The organism is Arthrobacter sp. ISL-48, assembly GCF_018613805.1.
In the GTDB taxonomy this organism is placed as follows: domain Bacteria; phylum Actinomycetota; class Actinomycetes; order Actinomycetales; family Micrococcaceae; genus Arthrobacter.
In genome coordinates this window covers 1-15,233 of the sequence record NZ_JAGGPL010000013.1, presented here as the reverse complement: position 1 = coordinate 15,233, position 15,233 = coordinate 1, and the positions used below count along the sequence as shown (strand labels likewise).

Here is a 15,233-nt window from a genome sequence, read left to right as displayed (position 1 = left end):
GACTCGGCTGTGCTGTTCACGGTGGTAAAGACCGACCGGTAATACCGTCCGCGCTGGAATGGGCGGCTTCTCCGCCAGGGTCAGCCGCGGACGCGCGCGTTCCAGCCCAGTTAGTCCGTGCCTAGGGAGTTCCACGGCCCACTCGAAGCCCGGATTACGGGACTTCGGGCCGCCCGGCCGAGGCTGCCGGGCAAAGCAACTGGGGTGGAACGCACGAAAGCAGCGGGCAACTGCCGGACTTCCCCAGTGGAAGTCTGGCAGCGTCCCGGCCGTGGTGCGGGTGCGCTGATCCCCCTGACTGACTGTCGTGCCGCCGTCGGAAATTCCGACGGCGGCACGCGGCTTTAGTGCGCGCGCCCGTCTTATGCGGGTGGCGGCGGTGCCGGCGTCACGGCAGAATTGCTCGGTGGGGCAGGCCTGTTCCGGCAACGGCGGCTCTGGATGGTGAGCTTCGGCTGGGGTCAAGGCCTTCCCCAACGCTGGCGGCGGGTGGCGAGGCCAGGGCACCCCTGTATCCTGACAATGTAGGTTCAAGGGCTCCGTGGCCGTCGATCAAGCCCGGTTCGCTGCCGGATGACCGCCTGGAATCTTGGGCCATGGACTTGGACGTCGTGGAATCGCCGCAATCGTCAGTCTCCGATCGGTCCCCGGACTCTTGGAATGGATCCATATCAGTACTGACCCGTCAGCTCCCATGGGAATTCCGACGTCGGACCCCAACCCCTCGCGCACAGCTGCGGCGGATGAGCCCGCCATGGTGACGTGGGTCGAGGCTGGTGAGAGCATCACCGCGCGGTGGCGTTCGGCGAACGGCAGGCCGGCACCGACGCGCGTCGAAGTGGTCTCCGACTCCCTCACGGCCGATGTTGCGTACCGGATGGCGTCGCAGGGGATCGCGATGCTCTGGCACGGTGACTTCCACAACGCGCGGCAGATCCTCAACGCCATGGACCGGCGGGTAGGCGCCGGAAAGAAGATCGCAGGAACTCCGGCCGAAAAGTTCTATCGGCATCGCCAGTCCCGCTCGCATCGTGCGCGCATTCTCGGCCTGCTGCTGATCCCCCTTGATCCGGGCCCGGTGGTGCCGCTGCGCCGCGCACCGGATATCCGGGAGGCCGCCGCTGAAGCGTACGGGGATATCGGCGAATCTTCCGTTGTGTCCCTGCATGAGCTTGTCGGAGCAATTGGTGCGCACGAGTGGCGACGGAATGGCGTCTACGTCGATGCCCTGCAGGGCCGTATCCACCCGCACTATGGCACTTTCTTCCCCACCCGGAGCGAGTATGTGGATCTCGTGGCCGCCGCTGCACTGCCCTCTGACAGGCTGGCGTTCGACGTCGGAACCGGCACCGGGGTGCTGGCTGCCGTCCTGGCGCGCCGTGGCGTCCAGCGCGTGGTGGCGACGGACAATGAACCGCGTGCCATCGCCTGCGCCACGGAGAATTTCCGGAACCTTGGTGTCCAGGACCGTGCTGAGGCCGTCCTGACCGACATGTTCCCGCCCGGGCGGGCACCCCTCATCGTGTGCAACCCGCCCTGGATTCCGGCCACACCGCACTCCACCCTGGACAACGCCGTCTACGACCCCGGCAGCAGGATGCTGTTCCGCTTCCTGAACGAACTCCCGGACCATCTGGAGCCGGGCGGTGAAGGCTGGCTGGTCCTCTCCGACCTGGCCGAGCACCTTGGCCTGCGGTCGCGTGATGACCTGCTTGCTGCCATCACGGCGGCCGGGCTGAAGGTGATGGAGCGGCTCGACACCAAGCCAACGCACCCGAAGGCATCGGACCGCGACGATCCTCTGTTCGAGGCGCGCGCAGCCGAGGTCACGTCGCTGTGGCGGCTGGTTCGCCAATAGCCACAGGCTTCCCCGCAAAGGTATCCCCGTGTTATTGACGGCCCGGAGCCGGAGGAATAGCGTCGGCCGTAACGGGGTCATTCACCCCGTTTCCAGGGATAAGGGGCCGGATCTGGGCCGCTCCTGCACTGCCAGGAACCAGGGAAGGAAAGACCATGCCGAAGTATCTGTTTGAAGCGACGTACGCGGGCCAGGGCATCAAGGGGCTCATGCAGGAAGGCGGCACCAAGCGGCGCGAGACTTTTAGGGAGGCCCTCAGCTCCGTGGGGGGAACGCTGGAAAGCTTCTACTACGCCTTTGGCTACTACGACGTCCTCGGCGTTTTTGAGGCGCCGGACGACGCGAGTGCCGCAGCACTGTCGCTGCTCATCAATTCGACGGGAAGCGTCAACGTCCGCCTGAAGCCGCTCCTGTCGGTGGAAGACCTCGACGAGGCCTCCAAGAAGTCGCCGTCCTACCGCGCCCCGGGACAATAGGCGGCCCTCCAAAAGGCGGCCGGGACACTGGGGGAGTTTGGCACCCTGCCGGCGGGCCGTCGTAAATTACGACGGCGGCCCGCTGCGGGACGGGACTTCAGAAGCCTGTCCTGCGACTAGCCGGTTTGCGCACCGTCTCCCGCGTCCTCCCACATGACATCCAGATTGTGGAAGATCACGGGTCCATCGCAAAGTTCCGCCATCTTGGCGGCGAACTCCGACGTTTCCGGGCGGCCGGAATTCTCCATCGCGGAGTCATACGAATCGAAGTGGACGATGGTGAAATAGGTCCCTGGATGGTCCCTGTCCGCCGCGGCAACAATGCGGCGGAACGTCGGGTGGGTGCTTCCCTCGGTTCTTGAGGGACGGCCCAGCTCTTCGATCTCGTTGATGCGGGAGGTCTTGAATTCGACGATTTGCACAAACCCGGACATGACGGCTCCTCGACGGCGGTGGTCACTGATGCAGATCACGCTAGTCCCCACGGCGGGCGGTGCAAAGGGGATCAGCCTGATGCTTCAGTGCCTAAGCAGGCGCCGTTTCAGCGGGCCCTTCTTGGGTCATCTCGGGGAGCAGGGAGGCGGTCATGTAGTGGGTGACGTACTGGGCGAACCGTGGCAGCGACCAGCCTCGTTTCAACACGAGCAACTCGTAGAGCTCAGCTGAGCTGCAGACCCACAGTATGTCGGTCGCCTCGCCCACGGAGACGCCCTCGCGGAGGTAGCCGCGGTCCTTCAGGTACCGGGCGTGGTGCCGCATCCGTTTGAGGCGCTCGTCCTCGATGTCAGCGAGCAGGCTTGCCATCTCCTGGTCAGTGACGGCGGCCGCACGCATCAGCAGCCGGATCGGCGTGACCAGGGAAGCTACCTCGGCGGTGAGGAAGCCCCACTCCCGCATGACCGTCCGCGGGTGGCTCTCGCGTTCCCGCATGGCATCGGAGCGCTCGTACGCAGGGACGGAACCAGCGCCGGCGAGGTCTCGCTCGTAGAGGGCGCGGACCACCCCCGCCTTTCCGCCGAACGCCTTGTAAACCGTCTCGACCGAAACGCCGGCCTCGGCGGCGATGGCCGCCACTGTGGCGCTTGCGTACCCGCGCTCACCAAGCTGCCGCTCGGCTGCCCTGAGGATGGCATCCCTGTTTTGCCGGGCCTGCTCCAACCGGCCGGTCGAGTTATAGCGCCGCTTACTCTTGACGTTTTCCAAATTTCGTTCCATGCTTGAGTATCAGATACAGATGACTGTATCAGAATCATTCGAGGAGTTGGAATGATGAACACAGCAGATCCCGCGGGAGATATCCTGCAGCGCTTGCTCCGCTCAGTGAACGCCCACAGCCTGGACGATCTTGTGGCATGCTTCGCCGGCGACTATCTCAACGAGACCCCTGTCCACCCCCAGCGGGGCTTCCGCGGACGGGAGCAAGTCCGTCGGAACTGGACACAGATCTTTTCCCAGGTTCCCGACATTCGCGCACGAGTGCACGGAACAGCGGGTCACGGCGACACCCTGTGGACTGAATGGGAAATGTCCGGGACGCGAACCGATGCCGCGTCGTTCCTGATGCGGGGAGTGGTCATCTTCGGCGTCACCAAAGGGCTCATTTCATCTGCCCGCTTCTACCTCGAACCCGTGGAGGACGTCAGCGGGGATGTCAATGCAGCAGTCAGCCGGGTGGTGGGCAGCGCTCCGGGATCCAGAGAATAGGAAACATCATGATTCTTGTCGTGGGGGCCACCGGCCAGCTTGGTGGTCTCATCGCTCAAACATTGCTCGATAAAGGGTTCCAGGTGCGCATTTTGGTGCGCGAAGGGTCGGCATACGACGCCTTGATGACGGCCGGTGCCGAACCTGCTACTGGTGACCTCAAAGATCCCGCCTCACTCTTAGCCGCCTGTGCCGGCGTGGATACGGTGGTGACCACCGCAAACTCCTCCGCGCGGGGCGGGGCGGACACCGTGGAGTCGGTCGATCGCGCCGGCAACCGGAACCTTATCGAGGCCGCCGCCAGTGCCGGCGTCCACCGCTTCGTCTTTGTTTCCAACCTCGGCGCCAGCCCCGACAACCCGAATCCCTTCATGGCTGCAAAAGGCGAGACCGAGCAGCTGCTTCGAAGCAGCACAATGTCCTGGACGATAATTCAGCCCAACCTCTTTATGGATAAAATGCCGGTCCTGGTGGTTGGGGTGCCGGCCCTCTCGGGTCAGCCGGTCACTCTGGTCGGTGAGGGCAGGCGGGTGCACTCCCTGGTGGCTATGCGTGACGTGGCGCAGTACGTGCTTGCTGTAGTGGAACGTCCGGAGCAGGACGGCGAGCTGCTTGTCATCGGCGGTCCGGAGCCGGTCTCCTGGCGTGATGTGGTTGAAGCATTCGAGCTTGAACTCGGGCGCCGGATTCCGGTGCAAACGGTTCCGCCGGGACAGCCCGTTGCCGGTATGCCGGATCTGCTTATCGGCTTTCTCGCGCTGCTGGAGACCTACGATTCTCGGCTCGACATGCGCGACCTGACTGGGCGCTACGGAGTGGTGCCGACCACCCTTCGGGCCTGGGTGCACGACTTCGTATTGGAGTCTGCCGGCGCTCCAGCCGGTGCCACCGAAACGGCGTAGAGCGTCCGGGGTCGGCCACCGCCCGAACCACACGCTAGTCCCCACGGCGGCCGGTGCAAAGGGGAGAAAATGATCTATGCACGGTACCGAAAGTTGGATCCGCAGGCGACCAAGCTGGCACGACTTCGGAATATCTTCCGAGACAGGGAGATTGCGCCAAGATCCCGGCTGAGATCTGCCCGTTTGACGGCCGTGCAGCCTCCCGATTTCAAGGAAATGGAACACTAAGCGGAACGCTGAGCGGCCACGGGGTGAGCGCGGCCGCCGGGCGATTGACGCTATGGTCGAGTGCATGGCGGTGTCCTCTAGTGGTGTCAATGTACTAATGGTTCGCGATTCGGTGACCGGGCCCCACGGTCTAGTCCCGATCCGCCGGTATCACCCAGCAGTCGAGAGTCCGGAGACAACACAGGTTCCGACGATCGTCTGGGCGCATGGCGGAGGTTTCTTTGCTGGCGGTCTTGATCAGCCTGAAGCACACGATGTCGCCTGGGCACTTGCTCAACGAGGGCTCCCGGTCGTCACGGTCGACTACCGCCTTGCCCCACTTCCCGGGCTGCCCCGTGTCAGCAGAGGAGAAGTGCGGCCTCGAGGACGGTTTCCCCTCCCGGTGGAAGACATATTGACAGCGTTTCGAAGTGTCAGCGGCCAGTCCGTAGGAGGGGTGGTCCTTGGCGGTGCAAGCGCCGGGGCATGCCTTGCGTCCGCAGCGGCGCTCCGGGCCCTCGATATCGATTTGCCACCCAGAGGCGTCGTCCTTGCCTACGGCTTTTTCCACTCGTCGCACCCTCGGGCGCGCGAGATCCGGCGACGGGTACTTGACCACCGCCGGCTGACACACTCCCGGTGGCTCCTGAACACTCTGAACCGCAACTATGCAGGCTCCCGGGTCGCGCTGACCGATCGCTACGCGTTCCCGGGAGGCCATGACCTCCACGGGTTTCCCCCAACCCTGATGATCAATGCCGACAGCGATGCCATGCGCGCATCCGGTGACCAATTCGCCACTGAACTGCTGAGCGCGGGAGCCGACGTCGAGCAGCACACTCTATCCGGGACCCGACACGCATTCCTGAACAGACCACGACTGGACGCCTTCACAACAGCGATTGACCTCATGGCCTCGTGGTCTGTGACCTGCTGAACGCGGCCCCGCTTCCAACGGATGACCGATGCCGCCACGGACGCGATCTCAGTGCCGCCACCGCCATCACGCTGGTGGCCGTGGCAGCACTGCTCTCCGCCCTCAACGCCAACCTCTACGGTGCCTCGCGGATGGCGTTCTCCCTGGCCGAGCGCGGTGAAGCGCCGCGCCTGCTCGCTTCCGTGTCTACGGCCCGGGTACCTGTTGTCGCGGTCCTGGCCAGCGTCGCCTTCGGCGTTGTCACGGTTGTGCTGGAGCTGGCATTCGCCGAAAAGGTCCTTCCCGTTTTGCTCAACATCGTGGGCTCGACGTGCCTGCTGGTGTGGACGTCCGCGCTCCTCGCCCAGCTCGCGCTACGTCTTCGCGCCGACCGTGAAGGAACGGAGCTTCCCCTGCGGATGCCCGGCTTCCCGTGGCTTACGTGCTTCGGCCTGCACATCCTCGCGGCCATCTTCACGGTGGGCTTCATCGGCGAGGACTCCCGTCCCCAGCTCCTGAGCACGTTCGGACTCGTCGCGCTCCTGGCGGTGGCCAACTGGCTCCACCACCGTTCCGGAAAGGTTTCGCCGGTTGAAGCAGCGGAGCACACGAAGACTCCGGTGCTCATCGACTAAGTCAGGCACCTGAACCGCTTCGCCGGTTCGTGGCAAGAGAAGGGCGCGTCCGGCTTAGACGGGCCGCGCCCTCGCCATATAAGTCGCCCGTCAGCGCCGTGGGAGCGGCACCGATGCCCGATAAACCTTGCGCCAGATGTCTACTTGCCGCTGTGGCCGCTCTGCAATGCCTGAACGATCTCCTCGTTGAGGGCATCGGCAGATCCCACCAGCACTCTCGTGTTCAAATGATCAGGATTGAGCGTGGGCCGGCTGGCTCCATCCGGCAGATCGGGCACCTCCTAGACCGTTGCCCCGGGTGCTTCCAGGTCGTGAGTTCTGGATGGTTTCGCACGTCAAAGGCCGGCATTGAAGTCCAAGAAGACGTCGTCGTCTCCGGCTTGGACGGCATCATGAACGCGATTGAGGTTACGCAACGTGAGCGCAATGTACGTGGGAACATTGTTCAAGAGTTCGTCGAAGCCGGCGGGTATATTGAACTCGCGCTCCGGAACATGAAGGGGTGAAAGTGGAATTGACTGTCGGTCGATCACCAACTTTTGAGTGATACCAATAATCAACGGAGACGAACGTGGACGTTCCGCTGCCACCGTTAGGTACCTACGTATATCTGACTCCCTGTTCCGGTTCGGGTCGTAGCTCAGGACGAACCGAAGCGGTGCGCCTGAGTGCAACCGGTCAACGATTTTATGGAGTTTCATCCCCATATTGGCGCGGGTACCCACGATAGACGATGAGAAGTGCATTACCACGGGCGTAATGTTGCGATGCTTATTGGCATTGGAGAGATGACTTATAAAAAGAGCCGTGATATTTCTAGGAATATCCAACGATCCGCCAGAATAGTGGGGTTGGGATTGTTCTATGACCCGAACAAACCTATGATCCAGCCGTCCAATGAATTTTCGAAAACGCATATCACGTGCAAGCTTCGCCTGGTAGTTATCCTCCAAAGGGAACTGAACGACTACCCCCTTACGGTCAAGGTTGTAGTTCTTCCAGATTGAGTCAATGGACATGTCGAGGCAGGAACGTGCGTTGGTGACAATGTCCCCGACGAGAAAATTCACTTCCTCGGGCACCTGGGGCAGAAGGCCCTCGTCCGAAACATGGTCGCACGAGGGCCTTCCGCCGTTAGGTCTATTGGATCAGCCGTGACTAATGGGTTTCGCGTTAGCCTGGCCAATGCTCTCTTCGAGAGCAACCCGGTCGGTTGATTTTGGAGAGTTATACCTCACCGAGGAGTGCTTCAGCGCGGATTTCCGAAGTGCCTAACTGTTCCTCTAGTGCGATGGCGGCCTCCTCGAAGTCAGCCAGAGCAGCCGTGAGATCCTCTACGATCTCGCGCGCGATAACGTCGGGCGAAGGCAAGGCATCTAGGTCTTCCAGTGAGTCGTCTTGTAGCCAAGTGATGTCGAGGTTGACTTTGTCTCGCGCCAGTAGATCGTCGTAACTGAATGCCTTCCAGCGCTCGGACTCTGTCCGTTCACCTTGCTGTCCGGGCTTGCAGCATGCCACGAAGTCGCTGAGGTCAACACGCCTTAGGGGATTCTGTTTTAGCGTGAAATGCTTGTTGGTTCGTAGGTCGTATACCCAGAGTTGTTGCGTCCACGCTTGCTCGCTAGCAGGCTTCTTGTCAAAGAACAGCACGTTGGCCTTGACGCCTTGGGCGTAGAAGACGCCCGTGGGCAGCCGCAACATCGTGTGCAGATTAAAGTCCTTCAGCAACCGTCGACGAATAATCTCACCTGCGCCGCCTTCAAAGAGCACATTGTCCGGAAGCACCACAGCTGCGCGTCCGTTCATCTCAAGGATGGTCATAATGTGCTGGACGAAGTTGAGTTGCTTATTGGAAGTTGATGCGACGAAGTCCTGCCGCTCGATCTCCAGGTCTTCCCGCACCTGCCGACCATCGGCCCCCACCATGGCGACTGCGGATTTGCGGCCGAATGGGGGGTTAGCCAAGACAACGGACCAACGCTGCCCTGGATCCGCAATCAGGGAGTCCTTGACTTCGATTACAGACTCGCCGTCGGTGCCCCCGATGCCGTGCAACAGCATGTTCATAGCGGCTAAGCGGGCAGTCCCGTCGACGAGCTCAATGCCATGGACGAAAGTACTGCGCAGTTTGGTGCGTTCGGCTGGTGTCATCTTCTCGGCGTCACGCGACGCATATTCGTGGGCAACGAGGAGGAAGCCGCCGGTTCCGCAAGCGGGGTCCGTTACCAAGTCCGTGACACCAGGCTGGACAACATCCACAATGGCTTGAATGAGAGGACGCGGCGTGAAGTACTGCCCAGCTCCTGAACCCTTGTCGGACGCACTCTTTGCAAGAAGAGATTCATACGCATCCCCGGTTATGTCCGTGCCCGCCGAAGACCAATGCTCTTTGTCGATGAGATCGACGACCAAGCGTCGAAGCTTGGCGGGATCCTGGATTCGGTTCTGAGCCTTGCGGAAGATGACGCCGATGGTACCGGATTGCCTACCCAGCCCACGCAAGATCCGTGTGTACTCGGTTTCTATCTCTTCCCCATTGGCGTCTGTTAGCTGAGTCCAAGAAAACTCGTCTGGGATGATTCGTTCAGGTTTGAGGGCTCGAGTAGAACGTTCGTGCGCCATCTTCAAGAAAAGTAGATATGTGAGCTGCTCGGTGTATTCCAAGACGCCGACTCCGTCGTCGCGGAGTACATCAACGTAGGACCAGAGCTTGTCGATAAGGCGGCGAGTGTCAGTCAATTAAATAGCCCTCAAGATTCATTCGTAGTGTCAGAGTTTCGATTCGGACGGTTTCCAGCGCGAAGATCACCTTAGTTCTTCAACTCGGAATCCATATGTGGACACAAGCCCGTGCCTGTCATGAATCGGACATGACCAGGGAACTGAGTTGCACGTCGAGACCCTCTTCCTCCAAAGGTGGATGGCACCTCATGTTCATTCGGCCTGCAAATGCGGTTTCAAGGATTGAAGCGCGCATCATCTTCGCTCGACGTCGCTGAGTCTCCAGGCCTCGCATCATTGCCTGGGCATCTCGTTCTATAGATTCGAGCTCTGCAACAACTGCTGCCTGTTCCTTTCGAGGAGGGACCGGGATCTGGGTCTGGGCCAGGTCTGACTGGTCGATTTTAGGCATTGATCCAGACAAGCCTTTAGCACGACCACGTAATTCCCGGTGAGCCCGTTCCGTCTTCAAAGCTGCAGCCATGAACCTGCTGTCAATGACCTGCTCATCCGCCCGCAACCGTATTAGCAAGTCCGGAAAAATGGCCCAGTTTCGTTCGCCGGTGTACAGGGCGGACGTACCGACCAACTCTGGAGTATTGGAGCGTTGCACCAAGATGTCCCCAGGCGCAAGCCAGAGGCTTCGGGCTGCGGCCTCGGACGTAGTGGTGATCTTGGTGTTTTGGTCGGTGAAATCGTTCTTGGTGATCGCGGTCAGAGTAAGTGTCCGAGTTCCCGGCTCTCCGTCTCTGACCGCACGATCAGATCTTCCATTGCGCATAGACTGCCGAAGCAAATCCCCGATCTGGCTCTGAGGCCATCCCTTTTTCCAAATCATCGAGTCGGCAGACGCTGCCTTCCATGCTCGAGTTCGGAGGAGCGCTGATGAAAGGGATTGCTCGGCAGAAGCAACGAGGGACAGCGTCTCTTCTAGCACGTTTACCAAACGCCGTTGCTCATCGAGGGAGGGAGCCGGGATGGGCAGCTTCAAGAACTTGTCTTGGGTGAGGTTGAGACCGCTGTCGCTGATACCTGTCTTCATCGCATCGATCAGTCTTTGGGCAGTTGGGCTCATCAGCCAGTATTGAACAAATTCCGGGTCGAAGTCGTCTGTGGGCCGGAACCTGTACATCTTTCCGGACATCATGAGTTTAGAACGGGTACTTCTTACCAACGCCGGCACTCCGCACCGGGCACGGGGCCCAGCGTTAGTCAGAAGCAGGTCGCCGACTTTGACCTCGATTTGTTCCCGCGGAGCAAGATGCGGAGGGAGTTGCTTGTTGTGAGTTCCGTCGAAGTGACCTTCTTGGATGGCAGTGGTCTTGAGTACAGCCCAAGTGTCTTCGTCGGGGGAAGGGTTCGGAAGGCATCGAGGGCTCCAACCCTGCTGCAAGGGACGCTTATTACTCAAGACACTGAGAGCCTCCGACAGCTGGGCTAAGGGATAGCTGGTCGCAAATGATCTCACGCTGTCAGTACCTCATTCAGTTGGGTTATCAGTGACCCCGCCTTTTCGCCGAGATCACGAAGGGCGCCGTCGATGCCACCTCGCTCAGTAAACGGGGCCTCATCCAAGTCATCCGCAGAGATGCCGGCAGATCCGGCGATCACTTCAACCATTCTGTCCAGCCACCACCGTTCTCTTTCCTCGAATATTGTGCCTGCCTGCGCCTGCTGGGCTAGCCATCCAGCGTAGCGTTCCCTGACTTGCTCGGCATATGGAACGAGTTCGTCATCCATAGCCAGCGTAAATCGAAGAAGAGAAACCAGATCGGTTAGCGTGTGGTGATCACTGTGGCGCACCCGACCTGCTGCGACCTTCTCATAGGCGCTCCACAACACGTCTGGGGTCCAGTTATGCGGCGGCCGGCTAATTCGGTCGGCGAGCTCCTGGATGTCCACGAATGACACTCTTCGATGATTGGCCTCTGTCAAAAGTTGGAGCGCTGTGATCTCGTCTCGGTGCTCAGAGAGGTAAGCCGCCCATGAGTCTACAACCGAACGCGCTCGATCGGGATCTACGAGTCCGTGGGCGTCGATCAACGTGTCCTTGCTTACTTCGTCGATCACGCGATCGTGAGTTGCTCGGAGCTCTAGGATGCGGTTGCGTAGTTCTGGATTCGCGGCGAGGGGTTCTACAGCGTTGTCCAAAAGACTTTGAATGGCTGCGGCAGGATCATCAACTCCAGCAGTGGCCTGCTGTTGGACCTCGGTGTCTACCGCGTCTACCAGGGCGCGCACGATGTTTTGGATGGGCTGGCCAGCTACTTTGTCGAGCTCCGAGCGTTCCTCAGCTGTGAGCTGCAGGTCGAGAGCTGCCAGGCGAGAGGCCAAGGTCGCAGTTTCATCTTCATTCAAGGTCAGCGTTGCAGCCTTCCCGAGAAGTTGCTTGAGTGAAGCGCCTTTTTGCCTGTTCAGCGGCGGATCCACGAAATCATGTTCAGTTATGCCCACGGCATCAACCAGGACGAACCGGGTCTTGCTCTTGGCATCGGGCGTAACGGCCTGAAAATCTGTCGCAGCAATAGTGCGGGCGCCGCGGCCTTTCATCTGCTCGAAGTATTGAGCAGATCGGACGTCACGCATGAAAAATACGCATTCCAGAGGTTTCACGTCCGTGCCCGTAGCAATCATGTCTACAGTTACCGCAACGCGAAGTGTCGGCGACGTGCGGAACGCTTGCAGTTGGGCCTTGGGATCTTTGGCGTTATATGTGATCTTTGCGGCAAAGTCATTGCCTTTGCCAAACACCTCTCGCACCGTGCGCACAATCTCCTCGGCGTGTGCGTCGTCCTTCGCGAAGATGAGCGTCTTGGGAACGGTCGAACGGCCTGGGAAAATCTCCGTAAACAAGCGGTCTCTAAATGCCTCAAGAACCGTCCTGATTTGAGACAGCGATGTTACTGCGCGATCAAGCTGCTTATGTGTGTACTCGAAGTCCTCATCTAGGGCCTCCAGTCGCTGGGTTCTCGTACGGCGGTCAACTTTGGGGACAACGGTCCCGGCTTCTATGGTTGAGCCGCGGCCTGAAATATCTGTCTTGATCTGATAAATGTCAAAATCTACGTTGACCCGGTCGGCAACGGACTGAGGATAGGTATATTCGGAGACCAGGTTTTGTCGGAAGAAGGCAAAGGTTTGCTTTCCGGGTGTGGCAGTCAGGCCGATGACATGGGCATCGAAGTATTCCAAGACGTTTCGCCAAACGCCGTAGATTGACCGATGCGCTTCGTCGACCACGATCAGGTCGAACGCTTCGGGCGGAAGTTGGGGGTTGTAGGCAACTGCTACGGGTTGCTCGGGCACAAACGCGTCCAGTTCTTGGTCGTCATCATTCGTTACTGGCTCGTTTTGGATGGTCCTAAAAACGCGCTGGATCGTGGAGATGACCACTGCTGAGGATGCCAGCATTCCTGCTCCCGAGAGCTTGTCGGCGTTATACAACTCAGTCAACCGGCGCCCGTCATCCGGTAGTCGATAGTTTTGGAACTCTGCCAATGCCTGGTCACCCAAATTGTTCCGGTCGACGAGAAAAAGAATGCGACGGAATCCTCCGAACTTCAGGAGGCGGTATGCGAGCGTCACCGCGGTGTAGGTCTTGCCGGCGCCGGTGGCCATCTGGATCAGGGAGCGGTCGAATCGCTGCTCCCGGAGACTCTTTTCAACACCCTCAACTGCGGTGATCTGCGCTGGGCGCAGGGGAGCCTTGTCCAGCTCCGGCATGGTCTGTACTTGTCCTCGCCAAGTCGGACACCCGGGTTCCGCATCCACTGCGCGCAGGAGGCGAGAGAGGGTGCCCGGTTGCGGGAAATTGAAGATGCTGCGGGCCCGGGGATCTGGATCGTACCCATTCGTGAAATGCGTTTCTGAACCGGAGGCTTCGAAGACAAACGGAAGCCGACCATCCAATGTAAGGGCTCTTAGACGAACTTCTGCAGGCAGTCCACTTGCGTACATGGCTGACTGCCACTCGACGCCCCGAAGCGTCGTTCCTACGGGCTTCGCTTCAATGACGCCTACGACCTGCTTGTCCACATAAAGGAGATAATCTGCTCTTCCGTGTCCAGTGGCCATGGTCACTTCACGGCAGGCGACGCCTTGGCTGGCGAAGAGGTTTAGGTTTTTCCTGTCCTGCACGACCCAGCCAGCGTCTGTCAACTGTCGGTCGATAAGTACGCGGGCGCGCTGTTCGGCGGCGAGTCGCTGTTCTTCTTCGCTGGAGGTCATCGCCTCAGTCTATTGAATCGGGATCAGATTGATGTTGCGTTGCCTTTGTGTTGCGCCATCGGAACGAGACCTGAATTTTCCTCAACTGAGGTCGGCGCGTCGGCTATTTGTATCCGATGCAGTCCGATCTCCGTGCCGGTGCATTGATGTTGGAGTTCTTAATATGAATGACATTCCGCCGCCGCCCGCATCAACAGGTCTGATTTGCGTGGATTGCTAGAGAGCCCTGGCGCGGGATATTGCAGAGGACGGCGCCTGGGAGATACCGATCAACCGATCCGGCACTAGTATCTGCCGTCCGCTTTCTTGCACTGCTCTCGAGGCGTGAAGAAGGTGCCGTCCAGCCCAAATCGCTTCCCGGGGCGGCTTGAACTCGAAAGCGTCGTAACCCGGCTGTTGGAGCAAGATCGGAGGAAAAGCGACAAGAATGGATTGCCGTAGTACTCGATCTCATCCGCAGGGCCAGCAGTGTGACTGTAGTACTCCTGTGCTTGTGTACGCGCCTTGGCAACAGGTAGTCGGGTAGCTGCGCTCCTTCGAATGCCTCACGGTATGGTTGCCGACGGCTTGGGTGATGCCGACAGGGGTCCGACTCCCGAGCCGCTATACCGCTGATTTGAATACCGCCACATACCAGCAATTCCTTGGGCCGCGGTGCGATTTTGAACCATGGCTCGCCCATGGGAATGCCCAGGGCTTTCGCCTCAGGGGAGCGGGTGACGGCACAGCCATCGTTATTGGACAAAACGATGACGGGTTTGCCCTCCAGCGACGGGTCGAACGCGCGCTCAGCGCTGGCGTAGAAGCAGTTCACATCCACGTGCGCGATCTGCGGCATCCGCTGCATCACAGTCGGCTTAGACATGGTGAAGGCACCGTGTAGCGACTCCCCAGATGACCAGGTCTGACAGGGCCGGGACCTGGATGTCCGAGTATGCCGGGTTCTCTGCTTGCAGCACCACGCCGGTGGCCGTAATCCGCAGCCGCTTAACCGTGAGCTCCCCGTCCAAGAACGCGACAACGACGCACCTGTCCCGCGGCTCCAAAGCCCGGTTCACGATCAGTTCATCGCCGTCGCTGATCCCGGCGCCTTCCATGGAATCCCCGGACACCCGCACCACATAGGTACTGGTGATGTCCTTAACCAGGTGTTCGTTCAAATCGATCCGGCCATCAAAATAGTCCTGCGCCGGCGATGGAAACCCCGCGGCCACGGGGACGGGGGAGATCAGTACCGACAACAATGAGATGCCCGGATTTATCACGCGGGGACCGACAATAACGCCCACAACACACCTTTATTCGAATATATGTTCGAATCTTTAATGCTACGCCCTGGCACTGACAAAAGAACCCTCTCCACCATGTTGCGTTTGATGCAGGATCGGCGCGGGCAGAAGGCTTCATGATCCTTGGGGAGGCCTGCAGTTGACCTTACCCCGCTTGACGGCCCGCTCTATTCCTGCGTTTAATGCAGGAATACTGCATTAGGAGGAAGGTTTTGAGGTCTAAAACTGTCTTGGTAGGGGCGGCATCGTTGTTCCTCACGCCCGGAGTGTCGTTCTTCTTGACGAGGAAGAGGCAGTG

At 59.9% G+C, this 15,233-nt stretch carries 13 protein-coding genes and 2 pseudogenes; 6 read left to right on the top strand and 9 right to left on the bottom strand.

The annotated features are described in order from the left end of the window. The first annotated feature begins 694 nt into the window (after nt 1-694). The gene (locus tag J7E83_RS12480) at nt 695-1,858 is read left to right on the top strand and encodes a methyltransferase (protein WP_396020540.1); all 1,164 of its coding nucleotides are present in this window, start codon (nt 695-697) and stop codon (nt 1,856-1,858) included. 155 nt (nt 1,859-2,013) lie between these two features. Further along, nucleotides 2,014-2,334: a GYD domain-containing protein gene (locus J7E83_RS12475; RefSeq protein WP_214962533.1), complete on the top strand. Its 321-nt coding sequence runs from the start codon at nt 2,014-2,016 to the stop codon at nt 2,332-2,334. Nucleotides 2,335-2,450: 116 nt separating this feature from the next. On the opposite strand, the gene J7E83_RS12470 is transcribed toward J7E83_RS12475, so the two are convergent. Together J7E83_RS12470 and J7E83_RS12465 are read right to left on the bottom strand one after the other, a co-directional pair. Beyond that, nucleotides 2,451-2,768: a hypothetical protein gene (locus J7E83_RS12470; RefSeq protein WP_214962531.1), complete on the bottom strand. Its 318-nt coding sequence runs from the start codon at nt 2,766-2,768 to the stop codon at nt 2,451-2,453. A gap of 91 nt (nt 2,769-2,859) precedes the next feature. Then, entirely contained in the window at nt 2,860-3,549 is a 690-nt protein-coding gene (locus J7E83_RS12465) for a TetR/AcrR family transcriptional regulator (protein ID WP_214962529.1), read from the bottom strand. A 51-nt stretch (nt 3,550-3,600) separates the two neighbouring features. Between J7E83_RS12465 and J7E83_RS12460 the strand changes: the two genes are divergently transcribed. From J7E83_RS12460 to J7E83_RS12445, 4 genes and pseudogenes are all read left to right on the top strand, one after another. Next, a complete protein-coding gene (locus J7E83_RS12460) occupies nt 3,601-4,038 on the top strand; it encodes a nuclear transport factor 2 family protein (protein ID WP_214962527.1) in 438 nt (145 codons plus the stop codon). A gap of 8 nt (nt 4,039-4,046) precedes the next feature. Beyond that, on the top strand, nt 4,047-4,940 hold the full coding sequence (locus J7E83_RS12455; RefSeq protein ID WP_214962519.1) for an SDR family oxidoreductase: 894 nt from the start codon (nt 4,047-4,049) through the stop codon (nt 4,938-4,940). A gap of 280 nt (nt 4,941-5,220) precedes the next feature. Further along, nucleotides 5,221-6,084, top strand: coding sequence for an alpha/beta hydrolase fold domain-containing protein (locus J7E83_RS21420; protein WP_311379661.1), 864 nt, complete (start codon nt 5,221-5,223; stop codon nt 6,082-6,084). Between the two features lie 53 nt (nt 6,085-6,137). Continuing rightward, a pseudogene (locus tag J7E83_RS12445) lies at nt 6,138-6,698 on the top strand (amino acid permease); the annotation flags it as partial. A gap of 140 nt (nt 6,699-6,838) precedes the next feature. Here J7E83_RS12445 and J7E83_RS12440 read toward each other — a convergent pair. The 7 genes and pseudogenes from J7E83_RS12440 to J7E83_RS12410 all read right to left on the bottom strand — a co-directional run bounded on the left by J7E83_RS12440 (nt 6,839) and on the right by J7E83_RS12410 (nt 14,935). Continuing rightward, complete coding sequence (locus J7E83_RS12440) at nt 6,839-6,976, bottom strand: hypothetical protein (protein ID WP_214962515.1); 138 nt, start codon at nt 6,974-6,976, stop codon at nt 6,839-6,841. Nucleotides 6,977-7,033: 57 nt separating this feature from the next. Next, nucleotides 7,034-7,768, bottom strand: a complete 735-nt coding sequence (locus J7E83_RS12435; RefSeq protein WP_214962513.1) for a hypothetical protein — start codon at nt 7,766-7,768, stop codon at nt 7,034-7,036. A 157-nt stretch (nt 7,769-7,925) separates the two neighbouring features. Beyond that, entirely contained in the window at nt 7,926-9,437 is a 1,512-nt protein-coding gene (locus tag J7E83_RS12430; RefSeq protein WP_214962512.1) for a class I SAM-dependent DNA methyltransferase, read from the bottom strand. Nucleotides 9,438-9,555: 118 nt separating this feature from the next. Then, entirely contained in the window at nt 9,556-10,566 is a 1,011-nt protein-coding gene (locus J7E83_RS12425; protein WP_214962511.1) for a restriction endonuclease subunit S, read from the bottom strand. Between the two features lie 317 nt (nt 10,567-10,883). Further along, complete coding sequence (locus J7E83_RS12420) at nt 10,884-13,646, bottom strand: DEAD/DEAH box helicase family protein (protein ID WP_214962510.1); 2,763 nt, start codon at nt 13,644-13,646, stop codon at nt 10,884-10,886. 640 nt (nt 13,647-14,286) lie between these two features. Further along, a pseudogene (locus tag J7E83_RS12415) lies at nt 14,287-14,493 on the bottom strand (DNA polymerase V subunit UmuC); the annotation flags it as partial. 10 nt (nt 14,494-14,503) lie between these two features. After that, nucleotides 14,504-14,935, bottom strand: coding sequence for a LexA family transcriptional regulator (locus tag J7E83_RS12410; protein WP_214962509.1), 432 nt, complete (start codon nt 14,933-14,935; stop codon nt 14,504-14,506). Nucleotides 14,936-15,233: the final 298 nt, after the last annotated feature.

Excerpts from the sequence above, each read along its gene's own strand:
- J7E83_RS12420 (WP_214962510.1), bottom strand. The coding sequence starts at position 13,646 with ATGACCTCCAGCGAAGAAGAACAGCGACTCGCCGCCGAACAGCGCGCC.
- J7E83_RS12455 (WP_214962519.1), top strand. The coding sequence starts at position 4,047 with ATGATTCTTGTCGTGGGGGCCACCGGCCAGCTTGGTGGTCTCATCGCT.
- J7E83_RS12460 (WP_214962527.1), top strand. The coding sequence starts at position 3,601 with ATGATGAACACAGCAGATCCCGCGGGAGATATCCTGCAGCGCTTGCTC.
- J7E83_RS21420 (WP_311379661.1), top strand. The coding sequence starts at position 5,221 with ATGGTCGAGTGCATGGCGGTGTCCTCTAGTGGTGTCAATGTACTAATG.
- J7E83_RS12425 (WP_214962511.1), bottom strand. The coding sequence starts at position 10,566 with ATGATGTCCGGAAAGATGTACAGGTTCCGGCCCACAGACGACTTCGAC.
- J7E83_RS12465 (WP_214962529.1), bottom strand. The coding sequence starts at position 3,549 with ATGGAACGAAATTTGGAAAACGTCAAGAGTAAGCGGCGCTATAACTCG.
- J7E83_RS12470 (WP_214962531.1), bottom strand. The coding sequence starts at position 2,768 with ATGTCCGGGTTTGTGCAAATCGTCGAATTCAAGACCTCCCGCATCAAC.
- J7E83_RS12475 (WP_214962533.1), top strand. The coding sequence starts at position 2,014 with ATGCCGAAGTATCTGTTTGAAGCGACGTACGCGGGCCAGGGCATCAAG.
- J7E83_RS12480 (WP_396020540.1), top strand. The coding sequence starts at position 695 with ATGGGAATTCCGACGTCGGACCCCAACCCCTCGCGCACAGCTGCGGCG.